The 18,363-nt window shown below is 68.1% G+C and carries 14 protein-coding genes; 5 read left to right on the top strand and 9 right to left on the bottom strand.

Annotated features, from left to right (window positions below):
- Positions 1–218 precede the first annotated feature (218 nt).
- The 3 genes from M8J73_RS30750 to M8J73_RS30740 form a co-directional block, all read right to left on the bottom strand.
- A complete protein-coding gene (locus M8J73_RS30750; RefSeq protein WP_107424024.1) occupies positions 219–3,956 on the bottom strand; it encodes an NACHT domain-containing protein in 3,738 nt (1,245 codons plus the stop codon).
- A 522-nt stretch (positions 3,957–4,478) separates the two neighbouring features.
- Positions 4,479–5,540 carry a glycoside hydrolase family 5 protein gene (locus M8J73_RS30745; protein ID WP_249829329.1) on the bottom strand — a complete coding sequence of 354 codons (1,062 nt, stop codon included), beginning with the start codon at positions 5,538–5,540 and terminating at the stop codon, positions 4,479–4,481.
- Between the two features lie 219 nt (positions 5,541–5,759).
- Entirely contained in the window at positions 5,760–6,638 is an 879-nt protein-coding gene (locus M8J73_RS30740; protein ID WP_055542005.1) for an aminoglycoside phosphotransferase family protein, read from the bottom strand.
- A gap of 118 nt (positions 6,639–6,756) precedes the next feature.
- On the opposite strand from M8J73_RS30740, the gene M8J73_RS30735 reads away from it, so the two are divergent.
- Positions 6,757–8,169, top strand: a complete 1,413-nt coding sequence (locus M8J73_RS30735) for an NAD(P)/FAD-dependent oxidoreductase (RefSeq protein ID WP_055542004.1) — start codon at positions 6,757–6,759, stop codon at positions 8,167–8,169.
- A 272-nt stretch (positions 8,170–8,441) separates the two neighbouring features.
- Here M8J73_RS30735 and M8J73_RS30725 read toward each other — a convergent pair whose 3' ends face one another.
- Both M8J73_RS30725 and M8J73_RS30720 read right to left on the bottom strand, forming a co-directional pair.
- A complete protein-coding gene (locus M8J73_RS30725) occupies positions 8,442–9,413 on the bottom strand; it encodes a zinc-binding dehydrogenase (RefSeq protein ID WP_055542003.1) in 972 nt (323 codons plus the stop codon).
- 50 nt (positions 9,414–9,463) lie between these two features.
- Entirely contained in the window at positions 9,464–10,666 is a 1,203-nt protein-coding gene (locus tag M8J73_RS30720) for an FAD-dependent oxidoreductase (RefSeq protein WP_055542002.1), read from the bottom strand.
- Positions 10,667–10,814: 148 nt separating this feature from the next.
- On the opposite strand from M8J73_RS30720, the gene M8J73_RS30715 reads away from it, so the two are divergent.
- Complete coding sequence (locus M8J73_RS30715; RefSeq protein WP_079055166.1) at positions 10,815–11,483, top strand: pentapeptide repeat-containing protein; 669 nt, start codon at positions 10,815–10,817, stop codon at positions 11,481–11,483.
- Between the two features lie 61 nt (positions 11,484–11,544).
- On the opposite strand, the gene M8J73_RS30710 is transcribed toward M8J73_RS30715, so the two are convergent.
- On the bottom strand, positions 11,545–12,045 hold the full coding sequence (locus M8J73_RS30710) for a hypothetical protein (RefSeq protein WP_055542001.1): 501 nt from the start codon (positions 12,043–12,045) through the stop codon (positions 11,545–11,547).
- Positions 12,046–12,083: 38 nt separating this feature from the next.
- Here M8J73_RS30710 and M8J73_RS30705 point away from each other — a divergent pair, with 38 nt between their 5' ends.
- A complete protein-coding gene (locus M8J73_RS30705) occupies positions 12,084–13,550 on the top strand; it encodes a M1 family metallopeptidase (protein ID WP_055542000.1) in 1,467 nt (488 codons plus the stop codon).
- A gap of 34 nt (positions 13,551–13,584) precedes the next feature.
- On the opposite strand, the gene M8J73_RS30700 is transcribed toward M8J73_RS30705, so the two are convergent.
- Positions 13,585–14,214 carry a GNAT family N-acetyltransferase gene (locus M8J73_RS30700; protein WP_249829328.1) on the bottom strand — a complete coding sequence of 210 codons (630 nt, stop codon included), beginning with the start codon at positions 14,212–14,214 and terminating at the stop codon, positions 13,585–13,587.
- Between the two features lie 130 nt (positions 14,215–14,344).
- On the opposite strand from M8J73_RS30700, the gene M8J73_RS30695 reads away from it, so the two are divergent.
- A complete protein-coding gene (locus M8J73_RS30695) occupies positions 14,345–15,034 on the top strand; it encodes a hypothetical protein (RefSeq protein WP_249829327.1) in 690 nt (229 codons plus the stop codon).
- Between the two features lie 66 nt (positions 15,035–15,100).
- Here the strand turns inward: M8J73_RS30695 and M8J73_RS30690 are convergent, their stop codons facing one another.
- Entirely contained in the window at positions 15,101–15,676 is a 576-nt protein-coding gene (locus M8J73_RS30690) for a TerD family protein (protein ID WP_037670126.1), read from the bottom strand.
- Positions 15,677–15,901: 225 nt separating this feature from the next.
- Between M8J73_RS30690 and arfB the strand changes: the two genes are divergently transcribed.
- Positions 15,902–16,363 carry an alternative ribosome rescue aminoacyl-tRNA hydrolase ArfB gene (gene arfB, locus M8J73_RS30685; protein ID WP_249829326.1) on the top strand — a complete coding sequence of 154 codons (462 nt, stop codon included), beginning with the start codon at positions 15,902–15,904 and terminating at the stop codon, positions 16,361–16,363.
- A 619-nt stretch (positions 16,364–16,982) separates the two neighbouring features.
- On the opposite strand, the gene M8J73_RS30680 is transcribed toward arfB, so the two are convergent.
- Entirely contained in the window at positions 16,983–17,492 is a 510-nt protein-coding gene (locus tag M8J73_RS30680) for a flavin reductase family protein (protein ID WP_249829325.1), read from the bottom strand.
- Between the last annotated feature and the right edge of the window lie 871 nt (positions 17,493–18,363).

Below are 18,363 nucleotides of genomic sequence, written 5' to 3'. Positions count from 1 at the left end.
AAGGATCTAAGGCCGCGACCAGGCGGAGCCCGAACTTGAGCAAGCACGACTGCTCCGTCCAGATGACAGCCATTTCGCAGGTGGGAACGCGGCTGATGCCGGTCGGGGTTGCTGGAGGCACAGGTGACGGGTGGTCGTTCGGCCTCGGGGGCCCTAGCCAAGCAGCACGTAAAGCTGCCGAGACCGGGTGCCGACTCAGAGCCGAACGGGCAAGGCGGTTAAAGGCACCACTTGTCGCGGCTTGAGACCGCTGCCAGCGAGGGCATCTTCTCAACCATCGCTGCAGTGGCCGCTGTTTGCGCAACATCCACGAGTACAAACGGAAACTCGAAGGGGTTCTCCAAGATTTCCCAGATGACCCGCTTCGGAAGCTTCTTAGGCCCGGACAAGGACCTGACCGCCCTTGGCAAAGGATCAGATACACCTGATCGCGATTTGGGAAATAATCCCCTGATGCGAGCCAAATCCGCGTCGAGTTGGTTGGCTTTTCCTCGGCCAAGCACATTGATCAGTTGGCTAACCCGATAAGCTAGATCCACACTTTCGTGTGTGTCGCAGGGCCTGCATGCATTGACTTTCAGGGGGGTTGCGTAAGCGCGCCTGAACCGCTCCTCCAGGGCGGGAAACATACACCCAGGGAGAACGTCAGGGAGATCTTGGAATTCACTGTTTGTGAAACGGCAGGGCTCAAAGATTTCTCTGTATACCGTATGCTGAATCGAAATATTCTTCTGAATTAGGGGCATCTGCCAGAGATCCAGGCCTTCCCAGATTCGGGTGATCTCTGCGTGTAGCATGTGGAAGGCGTTCGCGGGAGCCCATGAAACGAACGCTGCAGCTCTCGGCATAAGCGCGACCGTCTCGTCGTTAAGGAAGTCCCTCCAGAATCCGATGTCGGCCTGCTTTCTCCAACACCGAAAAATAACCTTAGAGGTTCCTGGTGCTGGGCTCTTGCCTGTTGGGTCAGTCAAGATTGGCGCCACGAGCAACAAAGTTTTCCAAGAAGTCCAGCAATCAGGACCCAGGATGGCGCGAGACTCTTGTGTGAACGTCACAACGGAGGAGAAGTCGGCCAGGCTCTGCTCTGGGAAGTACTTGAAAAGGCCGAGAAGTCTAGAAAGTTCATCACGCATTCCCGGATGCCGATCTGGGACTCGCAATGTCGCTTCGCTCGGTCGGCGAGCATGCAAGAAGGGAATATCGGAAGCAAGAAACTGCCAGACCTCGTGTATGTACTTCCCTTCAATGCTGTCCGGGTAAGAAAGGACGGTATTGCCTGCGGACAACCGTTGCCAAAACATCTCAAACCAGGCGGGATTCGTAAGGGCCACGTCGAGGCGACCAGCCTCGCAACACCGAATCCAGGACTCTACGGATTCCGAGGCTAGGTCAAGTAGCTCCGGTACAGCCTCGATTGGGGCTGCACAATATGCCTGTGCAATAGAGCCTGAGCGAAGCCATGCCGAGAATCGTTCACTCCCTGGATCAGGCCTGTGCTCCCTCCACCACAAGTAGCGATCGGACGGAGAAATCTGGGATCGCAAAATTGCCGCAAGTTCGTAAGAAACTTCATCAGTCTGCACGTGGGGGAAGATCCGCATGGCTTCCGCGGCCATGGCTGGCATGATGAACTCGTTAGGCGGAATTGGTGTGGAGACCGTTTCGCCGCTCAAGACTTTTCCGACGGAACGCAAACTCAACGGATCCGTGAGCTGCTCAGCCAGCAACCGTGTGTCTCTTTTAGACACGTGTGTAACGTGGTCGCCGAGGAGAGAAGAAACCAGCTCTCTGGGATGAGGCAATAGTCGATAGGAAGCGGACTCGCAGAGGTCAATTAGGCGTCTGGAGAGGTCGGCAAGCTCCCCCTTGTCGTACCAACCACAAAAGAATCTGACTACATTCAACCAGTAGGGGTTGCGAATCAGGGCTTCCAGTCTGTCCGGGCGGGATCCAGCGACGTCGAAGGCATTGCTGTAATGCGGAGCGGTCTTATAGAGGTACGTGCCCGCGAAGTACTCACGCATCGACTGGATATCAAACTCAAAACTTCCCTGGATCCGCTCTGTCAAGGCGAAAACGCGCTGCACCCCCCTGAACAGAACGTCGATTAGTGCATCCGGATCCTCCTCTTCTTGACTTTCCAAGTAACTGCGCATGAGTTCTTTCAAATCGCTCTTACTGATGGCTCCAGAGCCTGCCGCCTTTGCGTCTTCGCTACGAGCGTGGAGTTCCCAGGCGATGTACCCGTGTAGCTCCAATAGGATGGGGCGATTTTCCCGGACAACGGGATCCTTGGTAGCTTCGCGGTCGAGGAAGGTGGACATGTACTGGTCGTAGAGGGCGGTTCTCTTGTCAGGCAGCGACCAATCTTTGACATGTACAAGCCATAGAAGGATTGCTAACTGCATGGGATTACGAGCGAGGGCCGCTACGTGACTCTTTTGTAGAGACCCAGATAGCACCTTTCTAAACGTTACCGCCTCTATGGCTGAGATCTTCTTTCGTTTGATCCAGTCTTCTGCATACTCCCAGATTTCTTCTTCGGCGAGGTTGGCAAGCTTCAGATATTTGAACCCCTGGCGCGAAAAAACAGCGGACTTCGTGCTCGACGACGGCCTGCTTGTAACGATTACCTGGATATCTGCGCCGAAAGCACGGAGGTCCTTGATGAAGTTTTCTGCTACTTCAACCACCTGTGACCGAACCTCAGCATCCGGAACTTCATCTAGGCCGTCCAGCATCAACAACGAAGGTGTCTTCGTCATGATGGCAATCACATCGTTTGCTGTGAGTTCCAGGCCAGCAGTTGCGTAGGCCGCATGCGCCGATAGGAATGATGGGATTGACGGATGTAGTGGCTGGGTTGTCGGTACCCCAGATGGGCTAGGCCAAGGAGACTCGCCTTGAAGCCATACCCCAAGATGACGAAGCTCAATTCTGATGGGCAAGCGGAGAGGTGCTGACGTCAGTTCTGTTGGCACTCTTTGCAGGTCGTTGTTTCGATTAAGAATCCGGGCTCGGTGAACCTGTCCGATGTATTGAACCAGGGTCGTTTTACCCTGCCCCGGCGCCCCCTCGAGGACTACCCTCCTGAAGCCTTCAACGAACTTCTCGTTCATGACAAGTCGGGCCGCTTTTACTGAATAGCCTGCGTCATCATGATCTTCGTCAAATATCTCGATCTCCGGATCCACGGAAGTCAATAGTGAGTGGAGATACCCGAACTCAAAATTGCGCTGCGTCACGATGACGGGAGTGTCTACAAAGTGATCCAGGACTGAAATGGGGTCGGGCTCTACTTGCTTGAATCTGAAGGATTCTTCTTCCTCGTACTGCTTACTCAGGTACAAAAGCATCGTTGACATCCCTGGGTTGGAGGGATGTGCCGAAACGCCGGAGAGAATGCTTGGCGTGGATGCTGTTGAGGTCAGAGACTGAAAGTAAGCCCGAACTGAATCGATCCCGCGAAACAGTGAGAATTTGAAGACCAGGTCCGCGTGGCGGCTGAGTCGGGCGTCTATGTCCTCACGCCACCAAATACTGGTCGGCAAGGGAAGGTTTTCTGTCGTCCAGTCTCGGACGCGATCCCGCAGCCCCGAGTCGGGGTGTCCTGTGGCTGAGACATTGGTGATAAAGGTGAAAAGTTCGGCACCCCTCCGTGCGAGCCTTTTTACCTTAGGTAGCTCTGCTTTCAGGTTAGTTATAACCCACTTGAAGAGATCGTCAGTTGTCGGAATGCCGTGTGGGTTCTGCTCCCGAAACTTTACTTGAAACACATGTGTGTCTTGAAAGGAAGCTTTTGCCGACTGAAGCGACATGCCAACGGCGTCACGACCACCGTCTGGGCCAGAGAGGTTGAAGCATTGCACATTAGGGTGTTCCGCCGTGATGAGACCTTGCGCCAGCAGTTGGAAGCGCCGGCCGTCCAGCTGTTCGTACGGGTACGTCTCACCCATGCAGTCCGCTCCTCCCGTGCAACTAGATCTATCGTGTCGCAGCAGCCTGTCCCGTGTGGCCAGCTTGGAAAAACCAGCGCCGCAAATCCTCTGAAACTGGGTGTTACCGGGTATTCCTGCAGAAGCTAGACGTGTAGGGGCACACAACGTTGACCAACGTGGACAGCTGCCGACGATTCAGCAGCGGGTCAGGAGGGTGCCTGAATGGGCGGCCGCAGGTCACGACTGTCGGTGATCAGTGTGACGGTGCAGACACTGGACGGTCTCAACGGCGGTCTCATTCGCCGTCCGATCCGCCATCGTCCACTGTGGTCCGCCGAAGTCCGAGCCCTTAATTGACCAGGCCACGAGCCCGCTTCGTGGACACCCCCGGACACCCCCGGACCAAGATCGGACAACTTGTAATGCGTAGGTCGTCGGTTCGAATCCGACAGGGGGCTCTGGGAGAGACCCCGGGTCAGGTGATCGCCGACCCGGGGTTTTGTTGTTCGTCGACAGGGCGTCGGCCGTCGGCGGTGGTGGTCAGAAGTCGTCCGGGGTTCTGATGCGGTCCCGGATCCAGGTGCCGGCCGGCTTGAGGGAGGTCGTGCCGGTCCAGGGGCCGTTGGCGTCGCAGGTGCCCTGCTTGAAGACGGCGCCGGTGCGCTCGTCGTCGGAGAAGTTCCAGTTGACCCAGCTGATCTTCTTGGCCGCGAGGAGGTCGAGGTAGCGCTGCGACATGGCGAAGTCGTTCGCGCCCTCACCGGCGTAGTTCTGGGTGCCGAACTCGGTGACGAAGACGGGGATGCGGTCGGCCGCGCGGGAGAGGGTCCGCAGGTACTCGTCCCGGTGCGAGTACGCGTAGAAGTGGAACGTGTACATGATGTTGGACGCGTTCACCGGGTTGTTGATCACCTCGGATTCGTTCGCGCCCTCCGAGACACCGAGTGAGGACCAGGCGCGGGTGCCGACGAGGATCGGGGTGTCGGGGTCCTTGGCCCGGATGACGGGGATGAGCTGTTCGGCGTAGCTCTTGATGCGGGACCAGCTCACGCCGCTGGGCTCGTTGGCTATCTCGTACAGCAGGTTGTTCTTGTCGCGGTGGCGCTGGGCTATCTCGGAGAAGAAGGTCTTGGCGCGGGCCAGGTTGTGGTGGGGGTCGCCGGGGTCGAGCATGTGCCAGTCGACGATGGCGTACATGCCGCGGGCCGTGGCCTGCTCTATGACCGAGTGGACCAGGTCGGTGAAGCGGCGGGGGTCGGTCTCGTAGCCGTCCTCCTGGATGTACATCGAGATGCGCAGGACGTCGGCCTTCCAGTCCGTGGCGAGCGCGTTCAGGGAACCGCTCGTGACGCACTGGCTGTACCACTGGAGGCCGTGGGTGCTCATACCGCGCAGCTGGATCGTTTTTCCTCGTGCGTTGCAGAGCTTGGTGCCGCAGACCTTCAGCTGCCCGTTCGCGGCCACGGGGGTGACCGCGGCCTGGGCGGCGTCGGGTCGGGGGGAGTTCGACGGGGGGCGCGTGGCCTGCGCCGAGGCGGGGGTGAGGACGAGGCCGAGCAGGAGGAGCGCGGCGGTGAGCAGGACGGATCGTGCCGGTCTCATGGGGGGCTCCTGGCGGTCGAGGATCGACGGAGGGGTTCTTCGTGCCAGTGGTGCCAGTGGTGCCGGTGGTGCCGGTCGTGCCAGTCGTGCGGGAATTGCCGGTCGTACGAGGTGAACTAGAAGGAAACCTTCCTAACAGATATGAGTAGCGGTTGGTCCGGACCTTTGCAAGAGGTGCGACGGGACCAACCCAGGGTCTTCAGCGGCCTTCAGAGGCCTTCAGCGCAGTCGGCGGGCGATCTCCAGGTCGGCCGGCTGGAGGTCGCGGCCCTCCTCGATGTCCCACAGGGCGTTCTGGAGGACGCGGGCGAGCGTCCAGGCTGCGGCCCGGTGGCGGTCCAGGCCCAGGACGTCGGTCATCGCGTCGAAGCGCCAGCGGACCTCGGCGGGCTCGAAGCGGTTGTCGAGGGCGGGCCAGAGGTCGAAGCCGGGGTCGCCGGCGAGGGGCTTGGGGTCGATGGCGATCCAGGGGGCGCGGTCGGCGGCCAGGACGTTCTCGAAGTGCAGGTCCCAGTGGAGGAGCCGGTCACCGGGCTCGTCGAGCACCTCGCGCAGGGCGGCGGCGCAGTCCGCGATCAGCCGGCGGTCCCCGGGGTCCGGGATCCCGGCCAGCACCGCCGGGGTCCGCTCCAGCATGTCGGCCCCGATGTCGGACAGGCGCCGTAGGCCCTCGGGGGCGGGCGTCGCCGTCAGGTGGGCCAGCAGACGGGCGATGACCAGGACGGCCTTGCGGGAGTCCGGCTCGTGGGACAGCATCCGGGCCGGGTCGAGGCGTTCGAGGAGCATGGTGCCCGTGCCGTCGTCGTACCGCAGGAGCCGTACGGCCCCGTCGCCGTCCCAGACGCGCAGGGCGACCGGCTCGCCCTCGCTCTCCTCGTCGAGGATCTGCAGCTTGAGGACGGCCGGGGTGCCGTCGGTCGTGTCGACCACGGGGACGACCAGGGCGCACATGCCGTGCATGGGGGTCCCGTCGAGGCGCAGCCCCCAGCGGTCCAGGAACTCGGCGGTCAGCCCGGGGAGCCCGGCGACGAACCGCCGGCCCGCCGCTCCGTTGATCTCTTCCTGAGTCTCGGCCAGTTCCTCCGGAACATCGATCATGCGGGCGACCCTACGCGCGCGGCGTCGCCGAATCCCTTGAATTTCCGGCCCCCTGAGGGGTCGGGAACGACGGAATCCGAAGGAGACAAGGCCCGTCGGCAGGGGTTAGCGTCCGGCCATGAGCAGCACGGACGCGACCGCCTCCACCGTCAACGGCGGGATCTCCTTCTGGTACGCGCAGGCCGGCATCCCCGCGCCCAGGGAGCCGCTCACCGGGGACGCGACCGCCGACGTCGTGATCGTCGGCGGCGGATACACCGGGCTGTGGACGGCGTACTACCTGAAGAAGGCCGCGCCCACGCTGCGGATCGTCGTCCTGGAGCAGCGGTTCTGCGGGTACGGGGCCTCCGGGCGGAACGGCGGCTGGCTCTACAACGGGATCGCCGGGCGCGACCGGTACGCGCGGCTGCACGGGCGGGAGGCCGCCGTGCGGTTGCAGCGGGCCATGAACGACACGGTCGCCGAAGTGGTGCGGGTCGCGGCGGACGAGGGCGTCGACGCCGGGATCCACCCCGGCGGCGTCCTCGAAGTGGCCCGCACCCCGGCCCAGTTGGCGCGGCTCAAGGCGTTCCACGAGCACGAACTGGCGTACGGGCAGGACGACCGGGAGCTGTACGGGGCCCGGGAGACCGCCGAGCGGATCCGTGTCGCCGGTGCCGTCGGGTCGACGTGGACGCCGCACGGGGCGCGGCTGAACCCGGTGCGCCTGGTGACGGGTCTGGCGGATGTCGTCGAGGGGCTCGGGGTGACCGTGCACGAGCTGACGCCGGTCACCGAGATCCGCCCCCGGCACGCGGTCACCCCGTACGGCACGGTCCGGGCGCCCTATGTGCTGCGCTGCACGGAGGGTTTCACGGCCGGCCTCAAGGGCCAGCGGCGGACCTGGCTGCCCATGAACTCGTCGATGATCGCCACCGAGCCCCTGACCGCCGAGCAGTGGGCGTCGATCGGCTGGGACGGGCGGGAGACGCTCGGCGACATGGCTCACGCGTACATGTACGCCCAGCGGACCGACGACGACCGGATCGCGCTCGGCGGGCGCGGGGTGCCGTACCGCTTCGGGTCCCGGACCGACAACGACGGGCGTACGCAGCCGGCGACGATCGAGGCGCTGCACGAGATCCTCGTCGGCTTCTTCCCGTCGCTGACCGGGGTGAGGGTCGCCCACGCCTGGTCCGGTGTCCTCGGGGTGCCGCGCGACTGGTGCGCCACGGTCACCCTCGACCGGTCGACGGGCCTCGGCTGGGCCGGCGGCTACGTCGGCTCGGGTGTGGCCACCGCCAACCTCGCCGCCCGCACCCTGCGCGACCTCGTCCAGCGGGACTCGGGGCGGGGCGGGGAGACGGAGCTGACCTCGCTGCCGTGGGTGAACCACCGGGTGCGCAAGTGGGAGCCGGAGCCGTTGCGTTGGGCGGGCGTGCAGGGGATGTACGCCACGTACCGCACCGCCGACCGGCGGGAGACGGCCTCGCTGCGCGCTCGGTCGTCACGGCTGGCGCGCTGGGCGGACCGGGTGGCGGGGCGGCACTGACACGGGGCCGGGTCGTCCCCGGCCCGCTCGGTCATCGTCGCGCCGACGGGCGCCGGCGAGGGCGTTCCGGGGCGTGAGGGAACCCGCCCCCGTGTTCCCGGACCACGGACACGATCCGTGCGCGCCGGACGCGGAGTGAACGCGGGCGACCAGGACACCCAGCACCGTTCGGGGCGTCCGGCTGAGCGTGATGCTGGCAACAGGACTCACTCCCGCTCAGCATTCAGGAACGGTTCGCGGGGTCGGTCGGTGGCTGTGGTCGCTGCTCGTCGTCACGGCTCCAGGACCACCTTGCCGGTCGTGCCCCGGTTCTCCAGGGCGCGGTGGGCCGCGGCCGCCTCGGCGAGGGGGAAGCGGTGGACGGCCGGGGTGAGGCGTCCGGCGGCGGCTTCCGCCAGGGCGCGCAGTTCGAGGGTGCGGAGCGGGTCGGGGCCGCCCGCCCGGCGCCGCATCTCCTCGCCGAGGACCGACTCGGTGACGCCTTCGACGACATACGGTCCGCCGCCCTTGATGCCGTCCGCGGACCAGCCGAAGACGAGGTGCTTGCCGCCGGGCGCGAGGAGCGCGACCGACTGGCGGGCCACCTCGCCGCCCACGCCGTCGAAGACGACCGTGACCTTCCCCCGGTACGCGGCGGCCCGCTCCGGCCAGGCGGGGTCCGTGTAGTCGAGGGCGAGGTCGGCGCCGTTCGCCGCGACCCGGGCCGTTTTCGCGGGGCCGCCGGCGAGGCCGACGACCGTGGCGCCCGCGTTCCTGGCGGCCTGCACGAGCAGGGTGCCGATACCGCCGGCGGCGGCCGGGACCAGGACCACGTCGTCGGGGCCGAGGTCGGTGAAGAGGAGGATTCCCATCGTCGTACGGCCCGTGCCGATCATCGCGACGGCCTCGGCGAAGCCGAGGTTCTCCGGGATCTCGTGCAGCCGTCCGACCTCCGTGACGGCCAGCTCGGCGTAGCCGCCGGGCGCCCAGCCGAGGTGGGCGGTGACGCGCTTGCCGAGCCAGGACTGCGGGATGCCCTCGCCGAGGGACTCGACGACCCCGGCGACCTCGCGGCCGGGGATCGTGGGGAGTTCCGGTGCGGGCCCCGGCCCCTGCTGCCCTTCGCGCAGGGCCGTGTCGAGCAGGTGGACGCCGGCCGCGGCGACGGCTATGCGGACCTGGCCGGGGCCGGGCTCGGGGTCCTCGGTCTTCTCGTGGACGAGGTTCTCGGCCGGGCCGAAGGCGTGCAGGCGGATCGCGTGCATGGAGGGCTCCCCCTTGGGTCTGCGCTTCGCGTGTGCCCCAGCGTTCGACCTCAAGCATGCTTGAGGTCAAGGGAGTTCCGCCGGCGTCGGCCGAGGGCGAGTGAGACGGCCGCGAGGGCGCTGTTGAACGACACCTCCGACAGCACGCCCGGCGCCGCGACCTGGTCGCCCGCGAGGTACACGCCGTCACCCCGGTCCACGGCCGGGCGGTCGCGCCAGCTGGTGCCGGGCAGATCGACCGCGCCCGTACGGCCGTTCGAGGTCGCCTCGCGCCGCCAGGTGACCCGGTCGCGCCAGCCCGGGAACCCCAGGTCCAGCAGATGCTCGCCGCGGGCCACCCCGTCCGCGCGCGACTCGTGCGGCGCGATCGGGAACTGGCCCTGGAGCAACTGCTCACCGGCCGGCGCGAGCGTGCGGTCCTGCGCGGTGAACCGCTCGATCCAGCCGGGCGCGTCCAGGTCGGAGATCGCGAACGCGTCGCCCCGGCGCGTCCGCAGGGCGAGGTCGAGCAGCGCGGTACGGCCGCTGGGCCAGGTCAGCGAGTCGTCGCGCAGCAGACGGCGGGCGGCGTCCAGGGAGGTGGCGACGATCACCGGGCCGGGGCGGAGGCCGCGTACGTCGTCCAGGCCGTCGACCCGGCTGAGGGTCTCCATGCGCACGCCGAGGTTCCAGGCGCGGGCCGCCATCCGGTCGATGACGCTCGCCCAGCCGCCGCGCGGGTAGTGCGCCTCCGGGGGCAGCTTCGTGGCCCGGCGCAGCCGTTCCTGCACGAACGCGGCGGACAGGGCGCCCGGGTCGTGGTGGAACAGCGCGACCGCCGCGTAGTGGGCGGCGGCCCGCGCGGCCTCCTCGCCCGCCTGCTCGGTCGCCCAGGTGAGGAAGTCGACGTCGACCGGGGCGCTGCCGCCGGTCCGGCGCGGGCGCAGCAGCTTCAGCATCCCGAACGGCGGGGTGCGGCGGAGGACGCCCTTGTGGTGCAGCCGCAGCCGGGACGCCTCCAGGGCCGGGAGCGGCGCGAGCGGGCCGATCAGGTCGCGGCGGCTCAGCCAGGTCCAGTGGGGGCCGCCGTTGTAGAGCGCGTGCGGCCCCTCGTTCGTCCGGTACGGCCCCTCCGCGGTCCGGGCCCGGCCGCCGAGCGTGTGGTGCGCCTCGTACACGGTGACCCGGGCGCCCGACTCGGCGGCGGTGATCGCCGCGGTGAGGCCGGCGAATCCGCCGCCGATGACGGTGAGGTGGGTGGGCGTGCGCTGCATGGTTCGGGCTCCCTCGCGTCGGTGCCGGCTGTCTGCGCGTACGACGGGTCGAGGGGCCGGAATGTGACATGGGCGGGTGGGTGACCTGCTCCGGGTGGCGTCTGTGCAGGTCAGGGGCGTTGTCAGTGGTGGGGTGCAGGATGAGGGCATGGTGCGGGCCAAGTCGGTGGTGAAGGGGGCGCGGCGACCGGAGGTGCGGTTGCCGGCGCTGGAGGCGTACGAGGGCGGAGGGCTGGAGCCGGACGGGGACTACGACGGGCTGGAGTTCCGCGAGCGGGACCTGGCCGGGCAGGACGGCGGGGGCGCCCGGTTCATGGACTGCGCGCTCACGGGCTGCGCGCTGGACGAGACGCGGCTGCACCGGGCCCGGCTGCTGGACTCCGTCCTCACCGGCATACGGGGGGTCGGCACCGACTTCGCCGAGGCCACCCTCCGTGACGTGGAGCTGGTGGACGCGCGGCTCGGCGGCGTGCAGCTGCACGGGGCGGTGCTGGAGAGGGTGCTGATCCGCGGCGGCAAGATCGACTATCTGAATCTGCGCGACGCGCGGCTCAAGGACGTCGTCTTCGAGGACTGCGTCCTCGTCGAGCCGGACTTCGGGGGCGCGCGGCTGGAGCGGGTCGAGTTCGTCGGGTGCACGCTGAAGGGCGCCGATCTGAGCGGGGCGACCCTGAAGGATGTCGACCTGCGCGCGGCCGCCTCGGTGGAGATCGCCCGCGGCGTGGAGCGGCTGTCGGGGGCGGTGATCAGCGCGGCGCAGCTGATGGATCTGGCGCCGGTGCTGGCGGGGGAGATGGGGATCAGAGTGGAGGGGTGAGGGGCCCCGGCCGACCCAGGCCGTGAAGCTCTGCGGGGCGGGCCGTGCGGCTCTGCGGGGCTCAGCCGAGCCGGGGGAAGCGGGCCTGGAGGGTCCAGATCGCCGGGTTGTCGGCGAGGTCCTCGTGCAGGTCGCACAGGTCGGCGACGAGGTCGTGCAGGAAGTCCCGTGCCTCTCTGCGGAGTTCGGCGTGGGAGAAGGTGAGCGGGGGTTCCTCGGCCGGCATCCAGTCGGACTCGATGTCCACCCAGCCGAAGCGGCGCTCGAAGAGCATGCGGTCGGTCGACTCGGTGAAGTCCAGCTCCGCGTGCTGCGGCCGGGAGGCGCGGGAGCCCGCGGGGTCCCGGTCCAGCTGCTCGACGATGTCGCAGAGCGCCCACGCGAAGTCCAGCACCGGCACCCATCCCCAGGCTGTGGACAGCTCCCGGTCCTCCTTGGTGTCGGCGAGGTAGACGTCACCGCAGAAGAGGTCGTGCCGCAGCGCGTAGACGTCGGCGCGGCGGTAGTCCGTCTGCGGCGGGTCCGGGAAGCGGTTGGAGAGGGCGTAGCCGATGTCGAGCACGTAGGCGATGGTGTCATGTCCCCCATAGGATCTTGGACGTGTCCCGACCCGTACCGGCTGTCCCGGCCGCGCTGCTCGCCGCAGCCCTGACGTTCACCCTCACCTCCTGCACGGACGAGGGGGCGGGACCCGGCACCGGCGGCACGCGCGGTGCGGCCGGCCTGGGGGACCCGTACTTCCCGAAGCTCGGCAACGGCGGCTACGACGTCACGCACTACGCCCTGACCCTCGACGTCGACATCGAGCGGGGCAAGAACCGCGACGACCACGAGGACCATGTCGACGGGAAGGCCGTCGTCACGGCCCGGGCGAAGCAGGACCTCAGCGCGTTCGACCTGGACCTGAAGGGCATGGACGTCGAGTCCGTGACCGTCGACGGCGCCGAGGCCCGCTGGAAACGGAAGGGCCAGGAGCTGATCGTCCGGCCGGCGCACACGCTGGAGAAGGGGCGGACGTTCCGGACGACCGTGCGCTACTCGGGCGAGCCGCGGACGATCACCGACCCGGACGGCTCCCACGAGGGCTGGCTGCCGACAGCCGACGGGGCGCTCGCGCTCGGCGAACCGACGGGCTCGATGGCCTGGTTCCCCGGCAACCACCACCCCTCGGACAAGGCGACGTACGACATCACCGTCACTGTCCCGCAGCGCCTCCAGGCCGTCTCCAACGGAGAGTTGCGCGGCGAGTCGACGAAGGACGGCCGTACGACGTTCGCGTGGCGCTCGGCCGAGCCGATGGCGAGCTATCTCGCCACGCTCGCGATCGGCGCGTACGAGATCCGGCGCCCCACGGTCGGCGAGAAGCAGCCGCCGGTGTACATAGCCGTGGACCCCGAGGAGGCCGAGGGCAGCCGTAAGGCCCTCGACGACATCCCGGACATCATCGACTGGGCGGAGATCAACTTCGGCCCGTACCCCTTCACCTCCACCGGCGCGATCGTCGAGCGGGAGGAGGACGTGGAGTACGCGCTGGAGACCCAGAACCGCCCGGTCGTCCCCGGCGCCCCCGACACCGGCCTGCTCGTCCACGAGTTGGCCCACCAGTGGTACGGCAACTCCGTCACGCCGAAGAGCTGGCGGGACATGTGGCTCAACGAGGGCTTCGCCACGTACGCGGAGTGGCTGTGGCAGGAGGACCACGGGGGCGACAGCGCCCAGGAGAACTTCGACGCGCTCTACGAGGGCGACTACTTCGACACCGCCGAGGCCGACGAGGGGGTCTGGGCGTTCCCGCCCGCGGAGCCGCCGAGCGCCGAGCACATCTCCGACAGCCCCGTCTACGAGCGCGCCGCCATGGTCCTGCACAAGATCCGCCAGGCCATCGGCGACGACGCCTTCTTCGACCTCCTCAAGGGCTGGGCCACGGCCCGCCGCCACGGCAACGCGAGCACGGCGGACTTCACCGCGTACGCCGAGAAACACGCGGAGAAGACGGCGCCGGACGCCGATCTGAAGCCGATCTGGGAGGATTGGCTGTACGGGGAGGGCAAGCCGAAGAAGGCGTGAGGGCCGGGGCCGACGGCCGGGGGCTCGACACGGGTTACGCGGGTGGCGTGGGGCCCTCGGGGGCGAGGGGCTTGCGCAGGACCGTGCAGGGGCGCCCCCGTTGGCGGTCGGCCCGGTGGGCGATGATCTCGTAGCCGAGGGAGGTCCAGAAGGCGAGGGCGCCGGGGTTGTTGTCGAGTGCCGCGAGTCTTACGGCGGTTCGGCCGGCCTGTCGGAGCCGTGTCTCGACGAGCGCCGCCAACCGGCGTCCGTGGCCCCGCCGTTGCGCCGCCGCGTCGACGAGCAGGAGCCCGATCCACGGGTCGGGGTCGGCGGGGTCGGGGTGGTGCGCGAGGGTGATGACGACGCCGACGAGGGGCGGGGCGCCGGTGAAGGGCGGGCCGCCGATGAGGGACCGGGTGCCGTCGGCGGGCGGGGCGCCGTCGCGGTGGCCCGCGCTGTCGGGGGCGGCGTCGCGGGCGAGGAGGATCTCCACGTCCGGGTTGGCCAGCTCCAGGGCCAGGGCGGCGTTCACCTGCTCGGGGCGGATGTCGTCCGGGTCGGGGAAGTCGCCGCTGAGGGTGTAGAAGGCTCGGTTGGAGGCGTGCAGGGCGGTGAGTTCGGCGAGGAGGGGACCGGGAATGGTCCCGTCCTCGGCGGTGCGGAGGGTCTCGAGCAGCAACATGCCCCGCACGCTATCGACGAGGTCGGACATCGCCCGCGGAGCGGAGCCGCCGGGCCACCGATAAATGCGGAGACCCCCAGCTCACGGCGGGCCTACAGTGCGTGCGGAGGCGGGGAGACCGAGGAGGCGTGTGGAACAGCGCGTGCGCGTGCACAAGGTGCGGCCGGGTGGCGAGGAGATCCGGGTGGTCCAGCCGTGGCAGGCGTCGGCGCCCGCCCGCCTGGCGTTGCGTGACGACCACCACTGGCTGTCGATGTACGTCGACCGGGCCGGCGCGGAACAACTCGTCGCCCTGTGGTCGCTGGCCGCCCGCTCCGCCCGGTCACTGATCCATCTGCCGATCCGGACCAACCGGCCCCCCGACGGCATCACGGGCGACGGCGGACCGGGCGACGGAGGACCGGTCGCCCTGGACCTCGTCCTCGCCCACCACAGCCTGCGGTTCCCGACCGCGTCGTGGAAGGAGGTACGGGCCAGGCTGGGCCGGGGCCGCCCCCACACCACGGCCACCCCCGACGACGACTTCCCGGACGAGAGCGCCATCGACCACCGGCGGCGGACCTGGCCGACGTACCGCGACCATCTGGCCTTCGACCTCGCCGCCCACACCCTCTTCGTGATCGGCAGCCCCACCGCCTTCCGCGAACACGGCACGGCCCTGCGCGACCTGGTCACCCGGGCCCCGTCCCACTCCCACCACCACCCGCCCCCGGCCCACTACTGCGTCGAGCTCAGCTCGGGCCCCTGGCCGGGCACCCACGCCCGCCGGGGCGTCCCCGGCCGACTGCACATCCAGTACGCGGGGGACTGGCGGGTGTGACGCCGAAGGCCCCGCACGACGGTGAGGTCGGGCGGGGCCTTCGGGGAGTGGCTCTCAGGCGGAGTGTCAGACGTTGACGCCGAAGTCCTGGGCGATGCCGACGAGGCCGGAGGCGTAGCCCTGGCCGACGGCGCGGAACTTCCACTCGGCGCCGTTGCGGTAGAGCTCGCCGAAGACCATGGCGGTCTCGGTGGCGGCGTCCTCGGACAGGTCGTAGCGGGCGATCTCGGCGCCGCCGGCCTGGTTGATGATGCGGATGTAGGCGTTGCGGACCTGGCCGAAGTTCTGCGAGCGGTTCTCCGCGTCGTAGATCGAGACCGGGAAGACGATCTTGTCGATGTCGGCGGGGAGGCCCGCCAGGTTGACGTTGATCGCCTCGTCGTCGCCCGCGCCCTCGCCCGTGCGGTTGTCGCCGGTGTGGACGATGGTGTTGTCCGGGGTCTGCTTGTTGTTGAAGAAGACGAAGTGGGCGTCCGAATACACCTTGCCCTGGGTGTTGACCGCGATGGCCGAGGCGTCCAGGTCGAAGTCGGTGCCCGTGGTGGTGCGGACGTCCCAGCCGAGGCCCACGGTGACGGCGGTCAGGCCCGGAGCCTCCTTGGTGAGCGAGACGTTGCCACCCTTGGACAGGCTTACAGCCATGGTTGGGGGTCCTTCCCTCGTTGCGTACGTGCCTTACGGGCTTCGTGCCGGGGACGAAGCTACCTGTACCCCTATGAACGCAGCGAGGGGCGTCAGAGGTTCCTGGCGTTTTACTTTCTTTACCCGGGCGGCGGGGGTGCCGGGACGGGGCGGCGGGGCGGGCGGGGAAGGAGCGGGCGGGAAAAGAGGGTGACGGCGGGGCCGGGGCTCGGTGACCATGGGGGTATGTCCGCTCCTTCCCGGGGGTCGGGGAGCCCGCTCTCCCGAGGCCTCACCATCCGTGGCTCCGTCTCCGTTCCCGAGGCCGAGCTGATGTGGCGTTTCTCCCGGTCCTCCGGTCCCGGCGGACAGCACGTCAACACCAGTGACTCGCAGGTCGAGCTGCGGTTCGACGTCGCCAACACCGAGGCGCTGCCCGAGGTGTGGAAGCGGCGCGCCCTGGAGCGGCTCGCCGGGCGGCTCGTCGACGGGGTCGTCAGCGTTCGGTCCTCCGAGCACCGTTCACAGTGGCGAAACCGGGAGACCGCCGCGGTGCGCCTGGCGGCGCTGCTCGCCGAGGCCACCGCCCCGCCGCCGAAGCCGCGTCGGCCCACGCGTATCCCGAAGGGGATCAACGAGCGGCGACTGCGGGAGAAGAAGCAGCGGTCCGAGACCAAGCGGGGGCGGACCGGGCGGGATTGGGGCTAGAGCCTGCCGTTTGGATCACGCCTGGAGCTCGTCGTTCGGACCGGGTCGGCTCCGGGTTGCGGCACCTTGCTGTCGCTGAGTGGGGCTCGGCGCGTGCGGTGTTTATGAGGGCCGTCCTGACCGGTGTTTTTCGCGTTCCGATTTGCGATTCGGTGTTGTTGGAGGGCGGGCGTGATCCGTTATGGCCGGGGCGGGGGAATGGCGGTGATCCGGGCGGCGCGGTGCTGCCGATGAGTTCCGCTGAATTTCCCGGTCGTGAGTCGCGTCGTGCCAGGAACATTTTCGGTCGCCGCCTACCGAATGCTCGGTTTGTTCAGGGGGTGGGGGTGGTCGGGGTGGGGGAGGCGTGAGGGGCGCTTGGCCGAAACCGTGCGGTGGGGTGGGGCCGGGGGTGTGGGTGGGTAGCGGGTGGGGGGTTGGTCGGCTGCGGGTTCGTCGTGGCTGGTCGCGCAGTTCCCCGCGCCCCTGACTGGGGGCTGCGCCCCCGAGTCCCAAGCTCCGCGCCCGTCGGCTGGGTGGCTTCGCCCCCAAGCCCGCGCCCGTCGGCTGGGGGCAGCACCCCCGAGCCCGCAAGCCCAACCCGCCCCTCTTTGCTGTCTGCGGTGGGGAACGAGAAGCCTCAGCCCAACTGGCGGTACCTGCCCCGGAAGTAGGTCAGGGGGCCGCCCTCCGTGCCGCGGACCGTCGCTTCCAGGACGCGGCCGATGACCAGGGTGTGGTCGCCGGCGGGTACGCGTTGCTCGGTGCGGCATTCCAGCGTGGCCAGGGCGTCCGTGATCAGGGGCGCGGCGGTCAGGGGGCCGGGGGTGTGGGGGACGGACTCGAAGAGCAGGCGGTCGCTCACGCGGCCCTTCATGGCGAAGCGGCCCGCGATGGTGCGCTGGTGCTCGGAGAGCAGGGACACGGCCCAGAGCGGCTGCTCGGCGAGGAGGTCGTCCATCCGGGAGCCCTCGCGGAGGCTGACCAGGACGAGGGGCGGGTCGAGGGACACCGACATGAACGACGTGGCCGTCATGCCGACGTCCTCGCCGCGCGGCCCCTCGGGGTCCGGCTGCGCCTCGTGCGCCGTCACCAGGACCACGCCCGCCGCCAGCCGGGACATCACCGCACGGAACTCGTCTTCGCTCACCCCCTCAGGATGCCCGCCGGGGAGGGAAGGGTGAGCCTCAGGGGGCGTGCGGGGAGTCCATGTCGCCCGGGGCGCGGTCAGGGGCGGTGCGGGGGAGGCCGGGGTGGCTGAGGGCTTCGACACGTCCGCACGCTAGTCCGTGGCCCCGGACCGCCACATCGGACCGGGGATCCACCTTCGGGCGGTCCTGCGACCTAGGACCTGTCGTTTGGATCACGCCTGGGCCGCGGGGCTTGGCACGCACATCTGCCGCGTTGTCGTCGGTTGCCAACTCCCCCACGCTCGAACAACCTCGCGCGGAGGACCCCCATCGCGTTGACGCCCTCCTCCGCCTTGCAGCTGCACGCACCAAGCCCCACTCACCGGCAGCGTCAAGGCGCCGTATCCCGAAGCCGGCATGATCCAAACGACAGGCCCTAGCCAGGTCGTAGGACACCGGCCGCGGCGCGGCCCCGTGCTCGGTCCCGGCTCGCCCCCGTGCTCGGCGCTGGCTCAAAAGAGTCTGTCTACCCCGTCAGCGCACTTGGTCATCACCGCTCACAGGGCCTACACAGAGTCCTGAATTCTGTTCAGGAAGCGCACGGCGGAAACGCATAAACTCGACTCAATTGCTCATGTTTTGTTGTGACTTGAGTCACAGGAGCCATATTTTGTTGACCCTGTGTACCGAGTGGGCTTCGCGCTGTGATTCAGTGGCGGGGACGCTGCAAGCTGTAAGCAGGAACTGTAACAGCGGCTAACACAAAGAGGTGGGTCGGCGCCGATGGCCGTGTCCGGGGCGGGAGTTGACCGTTCGGTCCGGTGTGGGGACATCGCCGTGGATCGTGTCGGATGAGCTGTGGGACCGCCTGGAGCCGCTGCTGCCGCAGCG

It is taken from the genome of Streptomyces neyagawaensis, assembly GCF_023516595.1.
Lineage (GTDB): Bacteria > Actinomycetota > Actinomycetes > Streptomycetales > Streptomycetaceae > Streptomyces > Streptomyces neyagawaensis.
Note: the sequence above shows the minus strand (reverse complement) of the source record. Positions and strands in the feature narration are given on the sequence as shown.

Coding starts and splice junctions, on each gene's coding strand:
- M8J73_RS30750 (WP_107424024.1), bottom strand. CDS start 3,956: ATGGGTGAGACGTACCCGTACGAACAGCTGGACGGCCGGCGCTTCCAA.
- M8J73_RS30745 (WP_249829329.1), bottom strand. CDS start 5,540: ATGAGACCGGCACGATCCGTCCTGCTCACCGCCGCGCTCCTCCTGCTC.
- M8J73_RS30740 (WP_055542005.1), bottom strand. CDS start 6,638: ATGATCGATGTTCCGGAGGAACTGGCCGAGACTCAGGAAGAGATCAAC.
- M8J73_RS30735 (WP_055542004.1), top strand. CDS start 6,757: ATGAGCAGCACGGACGCGACCGCCTCCACCGTCAACGGCGGGATCTCC.
- M8J73_RS30725 (WP_055542003.1), bottom strand. CDS start 9,413: ATGCACGCGATCCGCCTGCACGCCTTCGGCCCGGCCGAGAACCTCGTC.
- M8J73_RS30720 (WP_055542002.1), bottom strand. CDS start 10,666: ATGCAGCGCACGCCCACCCACCTCACCGTCATCGGCGGCGGATTCGCC.
- M8J73_RS30715 (WP_079055166.1), top strand. CDS start 10,815: ATGGTGCGGGCCAAGTCGGTGGTGAAGGGGGCGCGGCGACCGGAGGTG.
- M8J73_RS30700 (WP_249829328.1), bottom strand. CDS start 14,214: ATGTTGCTGCTCGAGACCCTCCGCACCGCCGAGGACGGGACCATTCCC.
- M8J73_RS30690 (WP_037670126.1), bottom strand. CDS start 15,676: ATGGCTGTAAGCCTGTCCAAGGGTGGCAACGTCTCGCTCACCAAGGAG.
- arfB (WP_249829326.1), top strand. CDS start 15,902: ATGTCCGCTCCTTCCCGGGGGTCGGGGAGCCCGCTCTCCCGAGGCCTC.